Source organism: Pseudarthrobacter sp. (assembly GCF_036675385.1).
Lineage (GTDB): Bacteria > Actinomycetota > Actinomycetes > Actinomycetales > Micrococcaceae > Arthrobacter.
On the sequence record NZ_JAKFFD010000073.1, the window covers coordinates 41,288 to 56,079 of the forward strand.

Consider the following 14,792-nt stretch of genomic DNA (forward strand, 5'->3'; position numbering starts at 1 on the left):
AAGCCACCAACCCCGGGAAAGGCCCGCACGGGACGCGGGGATCCGGGTGGGAGAATGGCGGCATGGCACGGGAACGGATAGTCATTGGCCTCAACGGCAGCGATGACGCAGAACTGCTCATCCGGCGCGCCGCCAGGATTCTCGAAAGGACCGACGGCGGCGAGCTGGTGGCCGTCCACGTCCGCACCACGGGGGGTACCGCGGGCGAGTCTCCCCAGGTTTTGGAGGCACAGCGGCGGCTGGTCAAAGACCTGGGCGGGACCTACCACACCGTTTCCGCGACGGATCCGGCCCGGGCCCTGCTCGATTACGCCCGCAAGTCCAGTGCCACCCATATTGTTGTGGGGCAGTCCCGCCGCGGACCGCTTGCCGGTGTGCTGGCAGGGTTGTTCGCCGGCGGCACCGTGGAAGCCCGGGTGGTCCGCGGTGCGGGCGACGTTGATGTCCAGGTAGTTCCCCGCGTCCCGCCCCAGCGGAACGCACCACGCCGGCGGCCTGACCTGGGCCGCACCAGGGTTGCCATTGGCTTTGCGCTCGCAGCAGCCCTGCCCGCCCTGCTGCAGCTGATGCTCGCAGCCTTCGACCACAGCGTTGCCACCGCCGTCCTGATCCAGCTTGCCGGCGCCGTTGCGGTGGCGCTGGTGGGCGGGTTATGGCCTGCCGTGGTCGGCGCGCTGTGGAGCAGCGTGCTGGTGAACTACTTTTCCACGCCGCCCCTGGGGGACCTGGCGATCAGTGATCCCCAGGACCTCCTCTCCCTGGCCGTTTTTGTGGGAGTGTCGGTGGCGGTCGCCGGGGTGGTGGACGGGTCTGCCCGCCGGTCCAAGGAGGCTGCCCGCGCGCAGGCGGAGGCGGCGACGCTGGGCGACCTCGCCCTGGGCGCCTCCCGTTCGGAGGACACCCTGGACGGGATCCTGGCGGAGGCCCTGGACGTTTTTGGTGCCACCGGTGCCGGCGTGTACAGCAGCCGGGAGGGCACAGCGCAAGGTTCGGGTCCGACGTCGGGACCCTCCGGAGTCCGCGGCGCAGACGGCAGGATCTGGTCGCTAGTGGCCGGCGCGGGGGATATCCCCGGGTGGGAGCGTGGCGTCACCGGACTGCCGGGCAGCACCGCGGAACCGGTCGACGCCGACACCCGGCTCGTGCTGTTCGGCAGGGAGGAGCCGGCAGTGGAAAGCCGGTTGCTGGGTGCGTTTGCGGTCCACGTGAAAGCCCAGCTGGAACGCCGCCAGCTGGCCGTCAGCCGGCGCGAGGTGCTGCGGCTGGCCGAAGGGAACTCCATGCGCACGGCGATCCTGCGGGCGGTGTCCCACGACCTGCGGACGCCCCTGGCGGGGATCAAGCTCGCCGCCGGTGGCTTGCTGCAGCGGACCGTCACCTATACGCCCGCGGAAGAACGGGAGCTGCTGGAAACCATTGACGAATGCACGGACCGGCTGGACCAGCTGGTGGGAAACCTCTTGGACATGTCAAGGATCACCGCCGATTCCGTCCGGCCGCTGCTGGGACCCGTGCGGTGGAGCGAGGTTGTTGCCCCGGCCCTGCGCGGGCTCCCGGACGGTACAGTCCGGGTGGAGCTGCCCGCCAACATGCCCACAGTGGAAGCCGACCCGGTGCTGCTGGACCGCGTGATCGCGAACATTGTGGAAAACGCCGTCAAATACGCGCCGGGTTCGGGGATCACCATCACCGGCACGTCCGACGGCATGGGGGCAGCCACGCTGGATGGCTATCCGTCCGGCGAACTGCGGATCATCGATCACGGCGCCGGTGTGCCCGCCGGGAAGGTGCTGGAGATGTTCCAGCCGTTCCAGCGGCTCCACGACCGGCCCCAGGCCACCGGAGTGGGACTTGGCCTGGCCGTCGCCGACGGGTTCGTCAGGGCCATGGGCGGCACGCTGACTGCACAGGAAACTCCCGGCGGCGGGCTGACCATGGTGATCAGGCTGGCCCTTTCCACCGGCTCGCCGGGTGCGCGCCACGCGGCCGGCCAGCCGCGGCAGGAGGCCATATGAACACGGACCAGGCTGATTCTTCCGGCACGCAGGGCGGCCGCCGTACCAGTGTGCTGGTTGTCGACGACGATCCCCACCTGTTGAAGGCACTCCGGATCACGCTCCAGGCCCACGGCTACGCCGTGGAGTCAGCGTCCGACGGCGGCACGGCCTTGCGTGCCGCTTCCCACCGTCCGCCGGACGTGATCATCCTGGACCTCGGACTGCCGGACCTGGATGGAGCGGAAGTCCTGCGGGAACTCCGTCGGTGGAGCAACCTGCCCGTACTGGTGCTGTCCGCACGCCACGGCTCATCGGACAAAGTCGACGCCCTGGATGCCGGTGCGGATGATTACATCACCAAGCCGTTCGGACTCGATGAGCTGTTGGCCCGACTGCGGGCGCTCCTGCGCCGCGTTCCGGATCCGGCGTCGGTACCCACGGTGGCCGCTACCTCCTTCACCGTGGACTTGGCCCAGCGGCAGGTCACGAGGGACGGGGACGTTGTCCGGCTGACGCCGACCGAATGGAACATCCTGGAACTGCTGGTCCGGAACCCTGCCCGGCTGGTGACCCAGCAGCAGCTGCTGTTGGACGTCTGGGGACCGGCCTACCAGACGGAAGCCAACTACCTGCGTGTGTACATGGCCCAGTTGCGGCGGAAGCTGGAGGTCGATCCCGGGAAACCCCGCCACCTCCTCACCGAACCTGGTGTGGGATACCGCTTTATGCCCTGAAAACTGCGGGGCATCAGGTTGCCGTGAACCCCTATGAAGGCGGCGGGAAGTGCGGCAGGATGTTGACTGTTCCGAATCCGAATCCGTTCTGTACTTCAAGGAGAACCGGCCATGCCAACGACGCTCAACCCCTACCTTGGCTTCCGCGAGAACGCCCGCGAGGCGATGACCTTCTACCAGTCCGTCTTCGGCGGCGACCTGGCCCTCAGCACGTTCGGGGAGTTTCACGCCAGCGAAGATCCGGCGGAAGCCGACAAAATCATGCACGGCATGCTGACCTCCAGCAACGGCCTGGTCCTGATGGGGGCGGACACGCCGAACGGTATGGACCTCGCGACCGGCAGCTCCATTTCGGTTTCGCTCAGCGGCGACGACGAAGCCGAACTGCGCGGCTATTGGGAAAAGCTGTCCGCCGACGGCGGCACGGTCACCGTTCCCCTGGAACCGGCGCCCTGGGGCGATATCTTCGGTATGTGCACCGACAAGTTCGGCACCGCCTGGCTGGTCAACGTCAACAACCCCCAGGCCGCTCCCGCGTCCTAGGCTCCCACGTCAAACCAGGGCATAGAACGACGGACCGAAGGCCTTCTCTGCCTAGGAGACACCGCTTATCCGCGAGTCCTTGAGCAAGGGCTGCACGCAATGCAACCATTGATGCGTGCAGCCCCGCAATCATTTAGGGGCCGCTCCGGGCTTGCCGGCCTGACCGGGAGCGGCAGTGCGGAACGTCACCCTGTACCTGGACGTCGACGGCGTCGTTTGCCCGTTCGGAGCAACGGGCAAGACGCCATGGGGTTCCGGCTGGATACTTGCGAACGCCGGCGTGCTCGAAGTGGCGTATGCGGGCCAGCTGGTTGACGGGCTGAACTGGCTTTCCCGGTTGCCTGGAGTCCGGTGCGTGTGGCTCACCAGCTGGGAGGAGATGGCCGCGGAATACTTGTGCCCCGCCATCGGACTTGCAGGCGGCCACTGGCCCTGCCTGACAGCGGATGGTGCCGGAACGGGGGAGGGGTGGTGGAAGCTTGCCGCCCTCCAGGAGGACCTGGTGGCCAACGCCCCGGATGGCATCGTGTGGATTGACGATCAGCTCCGCTATGAACAGGAAGCACTAGCGTGGGCCGGATTCCTGGGCCCACGCATCCTCACGGTGTCGCCCGATCCGCGCCGGGGAATCTCTCCCGCCGAACTGGCCGCCGTCGGTGCGTTTGTCACGGAGCATCTGTTTTTGACCTGATGCCAGGGACGCGTACGATCGATAGGGTTTCGCGCCGGTTCTGTTAACTCCACAGGTCATTTCACATGAACTGCAGGTGAATAATGTGTTGCAGGGCACGGCGGGTAGCGGAACTGCTGAACGTCGACTCTGCAGATTGGGCAACAGGTGGATATCACCTTTATGGTGGCGCTGGTCATCGGACTGGCATTATTTTTCGACTTCACAAATGGATTCCATGACACCGCGAATGCGATGGCTACGCCCATCGCCACCGGTGCCATTAAACCGAAGACCGCTGTGACGCTCGCCGCAATCCTGAACCTGGTCGGTGCCTTCCTCTCGACGGAAGTGGCCAAAACAGTCTCCGGCGGCATCATCCGGGAAGGCTCCGACGGTGTCCAGATCACGCCGGACATTATTTTCGCCGGCCTTATGGGTGCCATCCTCTGGAACATGATCACCTGGCTCAAGGGACTGCCGTCGAGCTCATCCCATGCACTCTTCGGCGGGCTGATCGGCGCGGCCATCGCCGGCATCGGGTTCAATTCCGTGAACCTGGAAACCCTGCTGCAGAAGGTCATCCTGCCCGCCATTTTCGCCCCGCTCATTGCCGGCCTTGTGGCGTACCTCTGCACGCGGCTCGCGTATGCCTTGACGTCCCGGCACGATCCTGAAACCGGCAGCAAGCTGACGCAGAAGCGGGGCGGGTTCCGCACCGGCCAGATCTTCACGTCCAGCCTCGTGGCGCTGGCCCACGGAACCAACGATGCACAAAAGACCATGGGCATCATCACCCTGGTGCTGATTTCCGCCGGCACCCAGTCCCCGGGTTCGGGCCCGCAGTTCTGGGTCATCACGGCATGCGCCCTGGCCATCGCCGTCGGCACCTACGCAGGTGGCTGGCGCATCATCCGGACCATGGGTTCCGGGCTCACCGAGGTCAAGCCTGCCCAGGGATTCGCAGCCGAGACCAGCACCGCCTCTGCCATCCTTGCGTCTTCCCACCTGGGTTTCGCCCTGTCCACTACCCAGGTGGCGTCCGGGTCCGTCATCGGGTCCGGAATGGGCCGTAAGGGCACCACGGTGCGCTGGAACATGGTGGGCAAGATCGCCCTGGGCTGGCTGTTTACACTTCCCGCCGCCGGCGTTGTGGGCGCGCTGACCGCGCTGCTCGTGAAGACCGGCGTGGTGGGTGTGGTGATTGCCGCCGTCGCCGGCACCGCTGCGGTGCTGTTTATGTTCGCCTACTCCCGCAAGTCCGCGGTGGGCCACCACAACGCCGTGGAAGTCGAAGAAGCGGGCCAGGCCGTCCGCTTTGCTAAGAAGAAAGCCTTCGCCCGGGCCCGCGCCAAGGCGAACCAGCACAAGGATGTTCAGCGATGAAGTGGTTGGAACTCTTGACAGTGGCAGGTGCCACCCTGGTGTCCGCAGTAACGGTTGTGGTCCTGTATTCGCTGGGCGTGCGGCTGACGGCCATCGCCGGTGACGCCCGGCAGGCCTCACCCCGCGCCAAACGCTACTTCGCCTACGCCTGCTTTGGCCTCTGCGGCATGGCTGTGATGTTCGGGCTGTACCTGATCATTCCTTACTTCAGCAAGTAGCCCTTCAGCCCGTCCACACCGCAGGGCTACTCTGGTTCCATGTCCAGGATCCAGTATTTTGTCGCGGCCTCCATCGACGGGTTCATCGCCACAACGAAGGATGATCTCGCCTGGCTTCTTGAGTTCGACGGCTTCGAGGGCGGCAAGGAAAGCTACGAAACCTTCATGGCCGGCGTCGGCTGCATTGTTATGGGCGGCGAGACGTATGCATGGCTGATGGAGCACGAACCCGGCAACTGGCCGTACCCTTCCACACCCTGTTATGTGTTTACCCGGCACGAGCACGTTGCCCCGGCCGGCACGGACATCACGTTCGTCCGCGGACCCGTCGAGGAGTTCATCCAGGATTTCAGGGACCACGCCGGCGGCTTGAACGTCTGGGTGGTGGGCGGCGGCAACCTCGCTGCGCAGTTCGCCAACGCGGGACTGCTGGATGACCTCATCCTTTCTGTCATCCCCGTGGTCCTGGGCGACGGCAAACGGCTGCTGCCATTGGAGGGCCCGACGTCGCCACTTGAGTTGACGGCGTCCCGCACCTTGGGACGGGGCATAGTGGAGCTCCGCTACACCTTCACCTCCCCGGACCCGGCCGGTTAGGAGCTTCCCGCCTGAGGCGCTTAGGCCACCGCGGACCCGTTGTCCCGCAGCATGTTGGTGATGCGTGCGGTGGAGAGGCGGCGGCCTTGTTCGTCGGTCATCACGATTTCATGCGTTGTCAGTGTCCGGCCCAGGTGGATCGCGGTGCACGTACCTGTCACGGTGCCCGCGGCGATTGCACGGTGGTGGGTGGCGCTCACTTCGATGCCCAGGGCGTGCCTGCCTGCGCCTGCGTGCATCCCGGCGGCGAAGGATCCCAAGGTTTCGGCCAGCACCACATGGGCGCCGCCGTGCAGGATGCCTGCCACCTGGGTGTTCCCTTCCACCGGCATGGTGGCCACCGTTCGTTCCGGGCTCATCTCGAGGAAGTGGATCCCCATCTTCACCACCAGGGCACCGATGCCCAGGCTGCCGAGCCAGTCGTGGAGGTGCGCCGGGATGCCTGCTGTGACCAATTCCTCAGTGAAGGGCCCGGGCGTGAAATTGTCCATCATGGGAACTAGGCTGGCACTTGTGAGTGAAACTACCAAACCGGCCCCTTTCCCGTCCGAGACCGCAGTGCTTGACGCTGATGCTGCCCTGCAGGACATCAACGTCCTGCCGGCCGGAGGCCAGGTTTCCGCCACGGAAGCCCCCGTGGTTCCCATCACCGGACAGCCGCGGCTCCTGGTGCTGGATGGCCACTCGATGGCGTTCCGCGCGTTCTTCGCCTTGCCGGCGGACAAGTTCTCCACCGCCAACGGTCAGCACACGAACGCCATCCACGGCTTCACGTCCATGCTCATCAACCTGATCAAGGAACAGAAGCCCACCCACATTTGTGTCGCCTTCGACGTCTCGGATGACACCACGCACCGCAAAGCCGAGTACAGCGAGTACAAGGGGGGACGCAACGAAACGCCCCGTGAGATGAGCGGCCAGATCGACCTCATCGACAAGGTCATGGGCGCCTGGGGCATCAAAACCATCAAACTGCCCGGCTATGAGGCCGATGACATCCTGGCCACCCTCGCCGCCATGGGGGAAAAGGCCGGTTTCGAGGTGCTGCTCGTCTCGGGCGACCGTGACGCCTTCCAGCTGATCACGGACAACGTTTTTGTGCTGTACCCGCGAAAGGGCGTCAGCGACATTCCCCGGATGGACGCGGCAGCCATCCAGGAAAAGTATTTTGTGACGCCCGCCCAGTATTCGGACCTGGCCGCTTTGGTGGGGGAGACCGCGGACAACCTCCCGGGTGTGCCGGGCGTCGGCCCGAAAACCGCGGCCAAGTGGATCAACCTTTACGGCGGTCTTGAGGGCGTCCTCGAGCACCTGGATGCGATCGGCGGCAAGGTGGGCGATGCCCTCCGGGAAAACGTGGAGGACGTCAAACGCAACCGACGCCTGAACAGGCTCCACACGGATCTCGAACTTCCGCTCACCCTGGACGATCTCGCGGAACCGCGGCCGGACGAAGCCGCGCTGGAGGCTTTGTTCGACGAACTTGAATTCAAGACCATCCGTACCCGGCTCTTTGCCCTGTACGGCAGTGAAGAGGTGGAATCTGCGGAGCGCGAAACCATCGCCGCGCCGGACTTCGTGACTCCCGCAGGGGCCGCCGAGCTGGGTGCCTTCCTGGCGGCCGGCGCTGGCAAGACGTCCGCAGTGGCCGTCGACCTGGTGCCCGGGCGGATCGGCGAGGACGCCGCCGCACTGGCCATCGTCCGCGACGATGCCGCCGTCTATGTCGACCTCGCCACGCAGGACGCCGCGGCCGAAAACGTCCTGGCGGACTGGCTGCGCGATGAAAGCTCGCCAAAGGTCATGCACGGCTACAAGGCTGCGTTGAAGGCCCTGTCCAGCCGTGGCCTGGGACTGGAAGGCGTGGTGGATGACACCTCAATTTCCGGATACCTCATCCAGCCGGACCGCCGCACCTATGAACTCGCCGAGTTGGCCCAGCACCACCTCAACGTCAGTGTTCCGTCCGAGGCCTCCAAGGCGGGCCAGCTGGAGCTGGCGTTCGACGGCGACGACGCCGCCGCTGCCGGCGCGCTGGTCCAGGTGGCGGCCGTGGTCCAGGCCCTGAGCCGGCACTTCGCATCAGAACTCACCGAACGCAAGGCTGGGGACCTGCTGACCACCCTGGAACTGCCCGTCAGCCGCGTGCTGGCCGACATGGAAACCGCGGGCATCGCCATTGACCTGCCGCGCATGGACGAGCAGATCGCCGATCTGGCCAAGGTGATCGACAACGCACAGGAACTTGCCTTCGCCGCGATCGGCCACGAGGTTAATCTGGGATCGCCCAAGCAGCTGCAGACCGTGCTCTTCGACGAACTCGAATTGCCGAAAACGAAGAAGATCAAGTCCGGCTACACCACCGATGCCGCGTCGCTGAAGAACCTGCTGGAAAAGACCGGCCACGAATTCCTGGTCCAGCTGATGGCGCACCGGGAGTCCTCGAAGCTGCGCCAGATGCTGGAGTCGCTCAAGAAGTCCGTGACGGAAGACGGCCGGATCCACACCACCTACGCGCAGAACGTGGCAGCGACGGGCCGGATCTCCTCCAACAACCCCAACCTGCAGAACATCCCCATCCGCAGCGAGGAAGGCCGTCGCGTGCGCGGCATCTTTGTGGTCAGTGACGGCTACGAGTGCCTGCTGTCCGCGGACTACTCACAGATCGAAATGCGGATCATGGCGCACCTTTCGGGCGACGCAGGCCTGATCCAGGCCTACCAGGACGGCGAAGACCTCCACCGGTTTGTGGGCTCGAACATCTTCCACGTGCCCACCGAAGAAGTCACCAGTGCCATGCGCTCCAAGGTCAAGGCCATGTCCTACGGCCTCGCCTACGGCCTGACCTCGTTTGGCCTGTCCAAGCAGCTGGAAATTTCCGTGGACGAGGCCCGCACCCTGATGAAGGAGTACTTCGACCGGTTCGGCGCCGTCCGCGACTACCTCCGCGGAGTGGTGGACCAGGCCCGGGTGGACGGCTACACGGCCACCATCGAGGGGCGACGCCGCTACCTGCCGGACCTCACCAGCACGGACCGGCAGCTGCGCGAAAACGCGGAGCGCATCGCACTGAACTCACCCATCCAGGGATCGGCCGCGGACATCATCAAACGCGCCATGCTTGGCGTGCACGCTGAACTGGCGGCGCAGGGCTTGAAGTCGCGCATGCTCCTGCAGGTCCATGACGAACTGGTCCTCGAAGTCGCCGCCGGCGAACGTGTTGCGGTGGAGAAGCTCGTCACCGAGCAGATGGGCTCCGCCGCGGACCTCAGCGTCCCGCTGGATGTCCAGATCGGCGTGGGCCCCAGCTGGTACGACGCCGGCCACTAGGCTGCTGGAACGGGCTGCTCGGAAACGAATGAGCTGCCGGGAACGAATGGGCGGGGCGCGATGGACAAGTACGACGTCAAGAAACAGTTCAAGGATCTGTACGCGCCCCGGGCCCGGGACTTCGAGGTGGTTACCGTCCCTCCGCTGAGCTACCTGATGCTGGACGGGCAAGGTAATCCGGGGACGGCCCCCGCCTACGCCGCCGCCCTCGAGGCCCTGTATTCGGTGTCGTACGCCGTCAAGTTCGCCAGCAAGCACGCGGGCCGGGACTACGTCGTCGGGCCGCTGGAGGGCCTGTGGACAGCAGACGATCCGGACGCCTTCACCAGGGGTGAGAAGGACAGCTGGAAGTGGACCATGATGATCCATCAGCCAGGCTGGATCGGCGCCGCCGATGTGCAGGAGGGTATCGCGGAGGCGGCGGCGAAAAACGCTCCGGGGCTGGACCTGCTCCGCCTTGAGACCCTCGATGAAGGCCTCTCGGTGCAGATCCTGCACATCGGCAGCTACGACGACGAGGCCCCCACGCTGCGCCGCCTGCACAGTGAGTACATGCCGGCCAACGGTTTCGGATTTGCCGGCCTGCACCACGAGATCTACCTCAGTGACGCGCGGAAGGTGGCACCGGAAAAGCTCAAAACCATCCTCCGGCAACCCGTGCGGCGGCTCTGAGGCATGTCCCTGCGGCTCTGCGGAACTTCCTGCCTGCGGGCGTGTTGCTGCTGGCCAGGCCCCGGATTCATTGGTTAGGCTCGGCGGTGTGGCTGAACTGAGTGATGACTACGAAATCCGGCGCTTCCCAGCGGCATCCAAGGGCGAGGCGGGTTATCCGGACGCCGAATCATGGGTGAAGGCGGTCGCATTTGGCTTCCATGAATCCACGCGGACACCGGAGCATGTTGCCAAGTCCTTGGAGACCTACGCAGCTGACCGGCGGATCTTCACCGGCGCCTACCAGACGCGGGAAGTTGCGCCTGGGTCGCTCCCCGCGAACGTACCGGTGGCAACCTTCGGCACCCTGCGCAAAACACTCAACATCGGCTTCGGCCGGCTGCTGGAAACGCAACTGGTCACAGCCGTGACGGTCCGGACCTCACATCGGCGGCGCGGCTTGCTGCGCCGGATGATGTCCGAGGACCTGGCCATGGCGAAAAACGATGGCCTGGCAATGGCCGCCCTGACAGCGTCAGAAGGCTCCATCTATGGGCGCTTTGGCTACGGCGTGGCCAGCTTCGAACGGACCGTGAAAGTGGACACCACCGCCCGGTTCCGGCTCAACCATCACGCCGTCGGTACCGTGGACGTCGCGGACCCGCGAGTGCTGCTGGATCTGGCGCCGGTGGTTTTCGACCGCGTGCACCGCCTGACGCCGGGATCGATCGGCCGCCAGGACTGGTATCGCCAGCTTGCTTCAGGGTCCTTGGGCCGCGAGGGCAAGGAAGATCCTGCCGTCAAGGCGGCACTGCACTACGGCCCCGACGGCGCCGTGGACGGCTACGTCTCTTACAAATTCCTTGGCTGGGACACCGAGCCCTACACCATGCAGGTGGTGGACCTCGTGGCGGCCACGAACGAGGCGTACCTGGAGCTCTGGCAGTTCCTGGCCGCCATCGACCTGGTGGAACGCATCACGTGGGACGAAGCACCGCTGGATGACCCGCTCACGTGGGCACTGGCCGATCCCCGCTGCATCGACTCCTCAGACAGCCGGGACATGCTCTGGCTCCGCATCCTGGACGTGGCCCAGGCGCTGGAAGCCCGGCATTACCCGCTGGACGGCAGACTGCTGCTCGAGGTGCAGGACCCGCTTGGTCTCACGGCGGGAACGTTTGCCGTGGAGGTCAGCGGCGGCGAGGCCGCCGTCGTGCGTCTGGAAGCTGCGCAGGATCCGGACCTGACGCTGGATGTCTCCGCGCTGTCATCCATCTACCTCGGTGCTGTCAGCCCGGTGACGCTGACGGCGGCGGGCCGGATCCGTGAACACACCCGGGGCGCGGCGCTCCGGGCCCGAGGGATGTTCGCGGTGGAACGCGCCACGCACTGCCTCACGCACTTCTGAGCCCCGGCATTGCAGGCACGCTCGGCCAGGGCCGGTCGTTGCCATGCGCTTTGACCCTCGTTGGCCGCTGCGACTAGAATAAGTGGGCGCGTACTACGTGCGCGTTTCTAGAATCCACAAATCAGGAAGACCCGGAAGATCCCTGCGATCGCCCGAAGACCTGCGCCTGCGTTCCATAACGTGGGCGCGGCGGTCTGCCTGACCGACTAACTATCCACAACGGAGCCCCTACTACATGACCATCACCTCCACCGAGAAGCCCGGTACCCCCGTAGTCGCCATTAACGACATCGGTACCGCTGAGGACTTCCTCGCAGCAGTCGACGCCACCATCAAGTACTTCAACGACGGAGACCTCGTCGAAGGTACCGTCGTCAAGGTCGACCGCGATGAAGTTCTGCTCGACATCGGTTACAAGACCGAAGGTGTCATTCCCTCCCGCGAGCTGTCCATCAAGCACGACGTTGATCCCGGAGACGTTGTCTCCGTTGGCGATCTCGTCGAAGCCCTGGTGCTCACCAAGGAAGACAAAGAAGGCCGCCTGATCCTCTCCAAGAAGCGGGCTCAGTACGAGCGCGCCTGGGGCGACATCGAGAAGGTCAAGGAAGAAGACGGTGTTGTCACCGGTACCGTCATCGAGGTTGTCAAGGGTGGTCTTATCCTCGACATCGGTCTGCGCGGCTTCCTGCCCGCATCCCTCGTCGAGATGCGCCGTGTGCGCGACCTCGCTCCGTACATCGGTCAGAAGATCGAAGCCAAAATCATCGAGCTGGACAAGAACCGCAACAACGTTGTGCTGTCCCGCCGTGCCTGGCTCGAGCAGACCCAGTCCGAGGTCCGCTCCACGTTCCTCAACAAGCTGGAAAAGGGCCAGGTCCGTCCCGGCGTCGTTTCCTCCATCGTCAACTTCGGTGCCTTCGTGGACCTGGGCGGCGTAGACGGCCTCGTTCACGTTTCCGAGCTGTCCTGGAAGCACATCGACCACCCGTCCGAGGTTGTCGAAGTTGGCCAGGAAGTCACTGTCGAGGTTCTCGAAGTCGACCTGGACCGCGAGCGTGTTTCACTGTCGCTCAAGGCTACGCAGGAAGATCCGTGGCAGACCTTCGCCCGCACCCACGCCCTCGGGCAGGTTGTTCCGGGTAAGGTCACCAAGCTCGTTCCGTTCGGTGCGTTCGTACGCGTCGAAGACGGCATCGAAGGCCTCGTGCACATCTCCGAACTGGCAGTCCGCCACGTGGAGCTGGCTGAGCAGGTTGTCTCCGTTGGTGACGAGCTGTTCGTCAAGGTCATCGATATCGACCTCGAGCGCCGCCGCATCTCCCTCTCCCTCAAGCAGGCCAACGAGGGCGTTGACGCCGAGTCCACCGAATTCGATCCGGCTCTCTACGGCATGTCCGCTGAGTACGACGAAGAGGGCAACTACAAGTACCCGGAGGGCTTCGACCCGGAGTCCAACGAGTGGCTTGAAGGCTACGAGAACCAGCGCGCCGTTTGGGAGCAGCAGTACGCTGACGCCCAGACCCGCTGGGAAGCACACAAGAAGCAGGTTGCCCAGCACGCTGCCGACGACGCTGCAGCTGCAACGTCCGGTGACAGCGATTCCGGCACCACCAGCTACTCCTCCGAGCCTGCTGCCGAGTCCAACGCCGGGGCCGGTACCCTTGCTTCGGACGAGGCTCTTGCAGCTCTGCGCGAGAAGCTGACCGGCAACTAATTCCGCCTCTCCCTTTACCGGGAACAGCTGAATAGCCACGAAAGGACCCCCGCCGTTTGGCGGGGGTCCTTTTGCGCGTAGGCGTTGTCCGACAGCTTGGGGCCCAGCCAGCACCAAACCAACCGGCGCCAGGGTCAGCCGCGGGCGGGGTCGATGTTCGGGTTGAGGTGGAAGAAGTTCGTGGGGTCGTACTGCCTCTTGACGGCGACGAGGCGCTGCCAGTTTTCCCCCCAGCCGCGCCGGCTCACCTCCGGCCCCGTGTCCGCTTCAACGTTGAGGTAGCTGCCACCCGGCACATAGGCGTCCAGAGCTTGTGCCGTTCGTTTCGTCCACTCGATCATGGACTGGTCGTCTACGGAGTTGTCCCACGACGTCGGCAAGTCGTACGCGAACTGGGCTGTTCGGTGGGCGAAGGCGGTAGCAGAACCGGCCACGTCGCCGATCGCTCCACCCAGATGGTGGAAATCGATCTCCAGGGCCGGGTGGGGTGCATTGGCGAAGGCCTCCACTGACAGGTCGACGGCGGCCCGTGGCAGTGCTTCCATCAGGCCGGTCTTCATGTAGTAGCGGCGGCCCCACGGATACTCCTCGTCAGACATCGACTGCATGAACAGGAACGGCCGCGGGCCGCTGAGATCAATGCTCGGTGGACCGTATTCGCGCAGGGGCAGCACGGCCGCCAAACCGTCAGGAATGTCCCCGCACCACATCCCGGCCACGCCGACGGCTGGCGCTCCATGCATCGCTTCCGGATACGGATCGCTCCGGGGGACGTTGAAGAGGAATATCAGGGATGTGAGTTCGCGAGGCGCGTCTGCAGCGAAGTCAAGGTAGCGCTCGAAAACCTCGTGGACCTGCTCAAGAGGCCAGGCAAGCAGCAGGGCAAGCACGTCCCGGCGTACCTCCTGGGCCTGGAACTCGAATCCCGTGACGATGCCGAAGTTGCCGCCGCCTCCGCGCAGTGCCCAGAACAGCCCGGTGTTGTCATCTGCCGAGGCGTGCAGGAGATTGCCGTCAGCGGTCACCACTTCCGCAGAGATCAAGTGGTCGATTGTCAGCCCGTACCTGCGCATAAGCAGTCCGACCCCGCCGCCGAGGGCAAGGCCTCCAATGCCGGTATGCGAGACGACTCCCGACGGAACCGCGAGACCGAATTCCTGCGTGTGCTGGTCGATCTCTCCGAGAAGGCAGCCGCCTCCCACCCGGACCCTCCGGGAGGCAGGGTCGACACTGATGTCCTTTAGCCCCGCCAAAGAAATCACCATCCCCCCGTCGCTGGTGCCGAAGCCGGGCAGGCTGTGACCGCCGCAACGTACGGCAGCCTCAAGCTGGTGCTCGCGCGCGAAGCGGACCGCGGTCTGGACTTCCGCTGCGTCCGTGCAGGTGGCGATGAGTGAAGGCTGGCGGTTGATCATCGCGTTCCAGACCCTGCTTTGTCCGGCATAGTCCGCCTCCCCGGGCGTTGTGACGGGCAGCCTCAGGGCCGAACGAAGCCGGGAGACCTGTTGTTCGGTGACCGGGTGAGGAACAGCAGCGTCCATCCC

13 protein-coding genes are annotated in these 14,792 nt (G+C 65.1%); 11 read left to right on the top strand and 2 right to left on the bottom strand.

Going from position 1 to position 14,792, the window contains the following annotated elements; all coding sequences use genetic code 11:
* Positions 1–62 precede the first annotated feature (62 nt).
* The 7 genes from V6M49_RS05885 (at position 63) to V6M49_RS05915 (ending at position 6,145) form a co-directional block, all read left to right on the top strand.
* Positions 63–2,015 (top strand): DUF4118 domain-containing protein, encoded by a 1,953-nt coding sequence (locus V6M49_RS05885; RefSeq protein ID WP_332760541.1) that lies wholly within the window; start codon positions 63–65, stop codon positions 2,013–2,015.
* On the top strand, positions 2,012–2,731 hold the full coding sequence (locus V6M49_RS05890) for a response regulator (protein ID WP_141140547.1): 720 nt from the start codon (positions 2,012–2,014) through the stop codon (positions 2,729–2,731). The genes V6M49_RS05885 and V6M49_RS05890 overlap by 4 nt, the downstream gene beginning before the upstream one ends.
* A 111-nt stretch (positions 2,732–2,842) precedes the next feature.
* Positions 2,843–3,274, top strand: coding sequence for a VOC family protein (locus tag V6M49_RS05895; RefSeq protein ID WP_141140548.1), 432 nt, complete (start codon positions 2,843–2,845; stop codon positions 3,272–3,274).
* 175 nt (positions 3,275–3,449) lie between these two features.
* Entirely contained in the window at positions 3,450–3,965 is a 516-nt protein-coding gene (locus V6M49_RS05900) for an HAD domain-containing protein (RefSeq protein WP_332760542.1), read from the top strand.
* A gap of 147 nt (positions 3,966–4,112) precedes the next feature.
* Positions 4,113–5,330 carry an inorganic phosphate transporter gene (locus V6M49_RS05905; RefSeq protein WP_141140550.1) on the top strand — a complete coding sequence of 406 codons (1,218 nt, stop codon included), beginning with the start codon at positions 4,113–4,115 and terminating at the stop codon, positions 5,328–5,330.
* Complete coding sequence (locus V6M49_RS05910; RefSeq protein WP_141140551.1) at positions 5,327–5,548, top strand: hypothetical protein; 222 nt, start codon at positions 5,327–5,329, stop codon at positions 5,546–5,548. Before V6M49_RS05905 ends, V6M49_RS05910 begins: the two co-directional genes overlap by 4 nt.
* A gap of 39 nt (positions 5,549–5,587) precedes the next feature.
* Positions 5,588–6,145 carry a dihydrofolate reductase family protein gene (locus tag V6M49_RS05915; protein WP_332760543.1) on the top strand — a complete coding sequence of 186 codons (558 nt, stop codon included), beginning with the start codon at positions 5,588–5,590 and terminating at the stop codon, positions 6,143–6,145.
* A 20-nt stretch (positions 6,146–6,165) separates the two neighbouring features.
* Here V6M49_RS05915 and V6M49_RS05920 read toward each other — a convergent pair whose 3' ends face one another.
* A complete protein-coding gene (locus tag V6M49_RS05920) occupies positions 6,166–6,639 on the bottom strand; it encodes a hotdog fold thioesterase (protein WP_141140553.1) in 474 nt (157 codons plus the stop codon).
* Between the two features lie 193 nt (positions 6,640–6,832).
* Between V6M49_RS05920 and polA the strand changes: the two genes are divergently transcribed.
* The 4 genes from polA to rpsA all read left to right on the top strand — a co-directional run bounded on the left by polA (position 6,833) and on the right by rpsA (position 13,248).
* Complete coding sequence (polA, locus tag V6M49_RS05925; RefSeq protein ID WP_442959698.1) at positions 6,833–9,475, top strand: DNA polymerase I; 2,643 nt, start codon at positions 6,833–6,835, stop codon at positions 9,473–9,475.
* Between the two features lie 60 nt (positions 9,476–9,535).
* Entirely contained in the window at positions 9,536–10,147 is a 612-nt protein-coding gene (locus tag V6M49_RS05930) for a GyrI-like domain-containing protein (protein ID WP_332760545.1), read from the top strand.
* A gap of 97 nt (positions 10,148–10,244) precedes the next feature.
* Positions 10,245–11,534: a GNAT family N-acetyltransferase gene (locus V6M49_RS05935; RefSeq protein WP_332760558.1), complete on the top strand. Its 1,290-nt coding sequence runs from the start codon at positions 10,245–10,247 to the stop codon at positions 11,532–11,534.
* Between the two features lie 235 nt (positions 11,535–11,769).
* Positions 11,770–13,248: a 30S ribosomal protein S1 gene (gene rpsA / locus V6M49_RS05940; RefSeq protein ID WP_056339708.1), complete on the top strand. Its 1,479-nt coding sequence runs from the start codon at positions 11,770–11,772 to the stop codon at positions 13,246–13,248.
* A 134-nt stretch (positions 13,249–13,382) separates the two neighbouring features.
* Here the strand turns inward: rpsA and V6M49_RS05945 are convergent, their stop codons facing one another.
* The gene (locus V6M49_RS05945; RefSeq protein ID WP_332760546.1) at positions 13,383–14,789 is read right to left on the bottom strand and encodes an FAD-binding oxidoreductase; all 1,407 of its coding nucleotides are present in this window, start codon (positions 14,787–14,789) and stop codon (positions 13,383–13,385) included.
* Positions 14,790–14,792 lie beyond the last annotated feature (3 nt).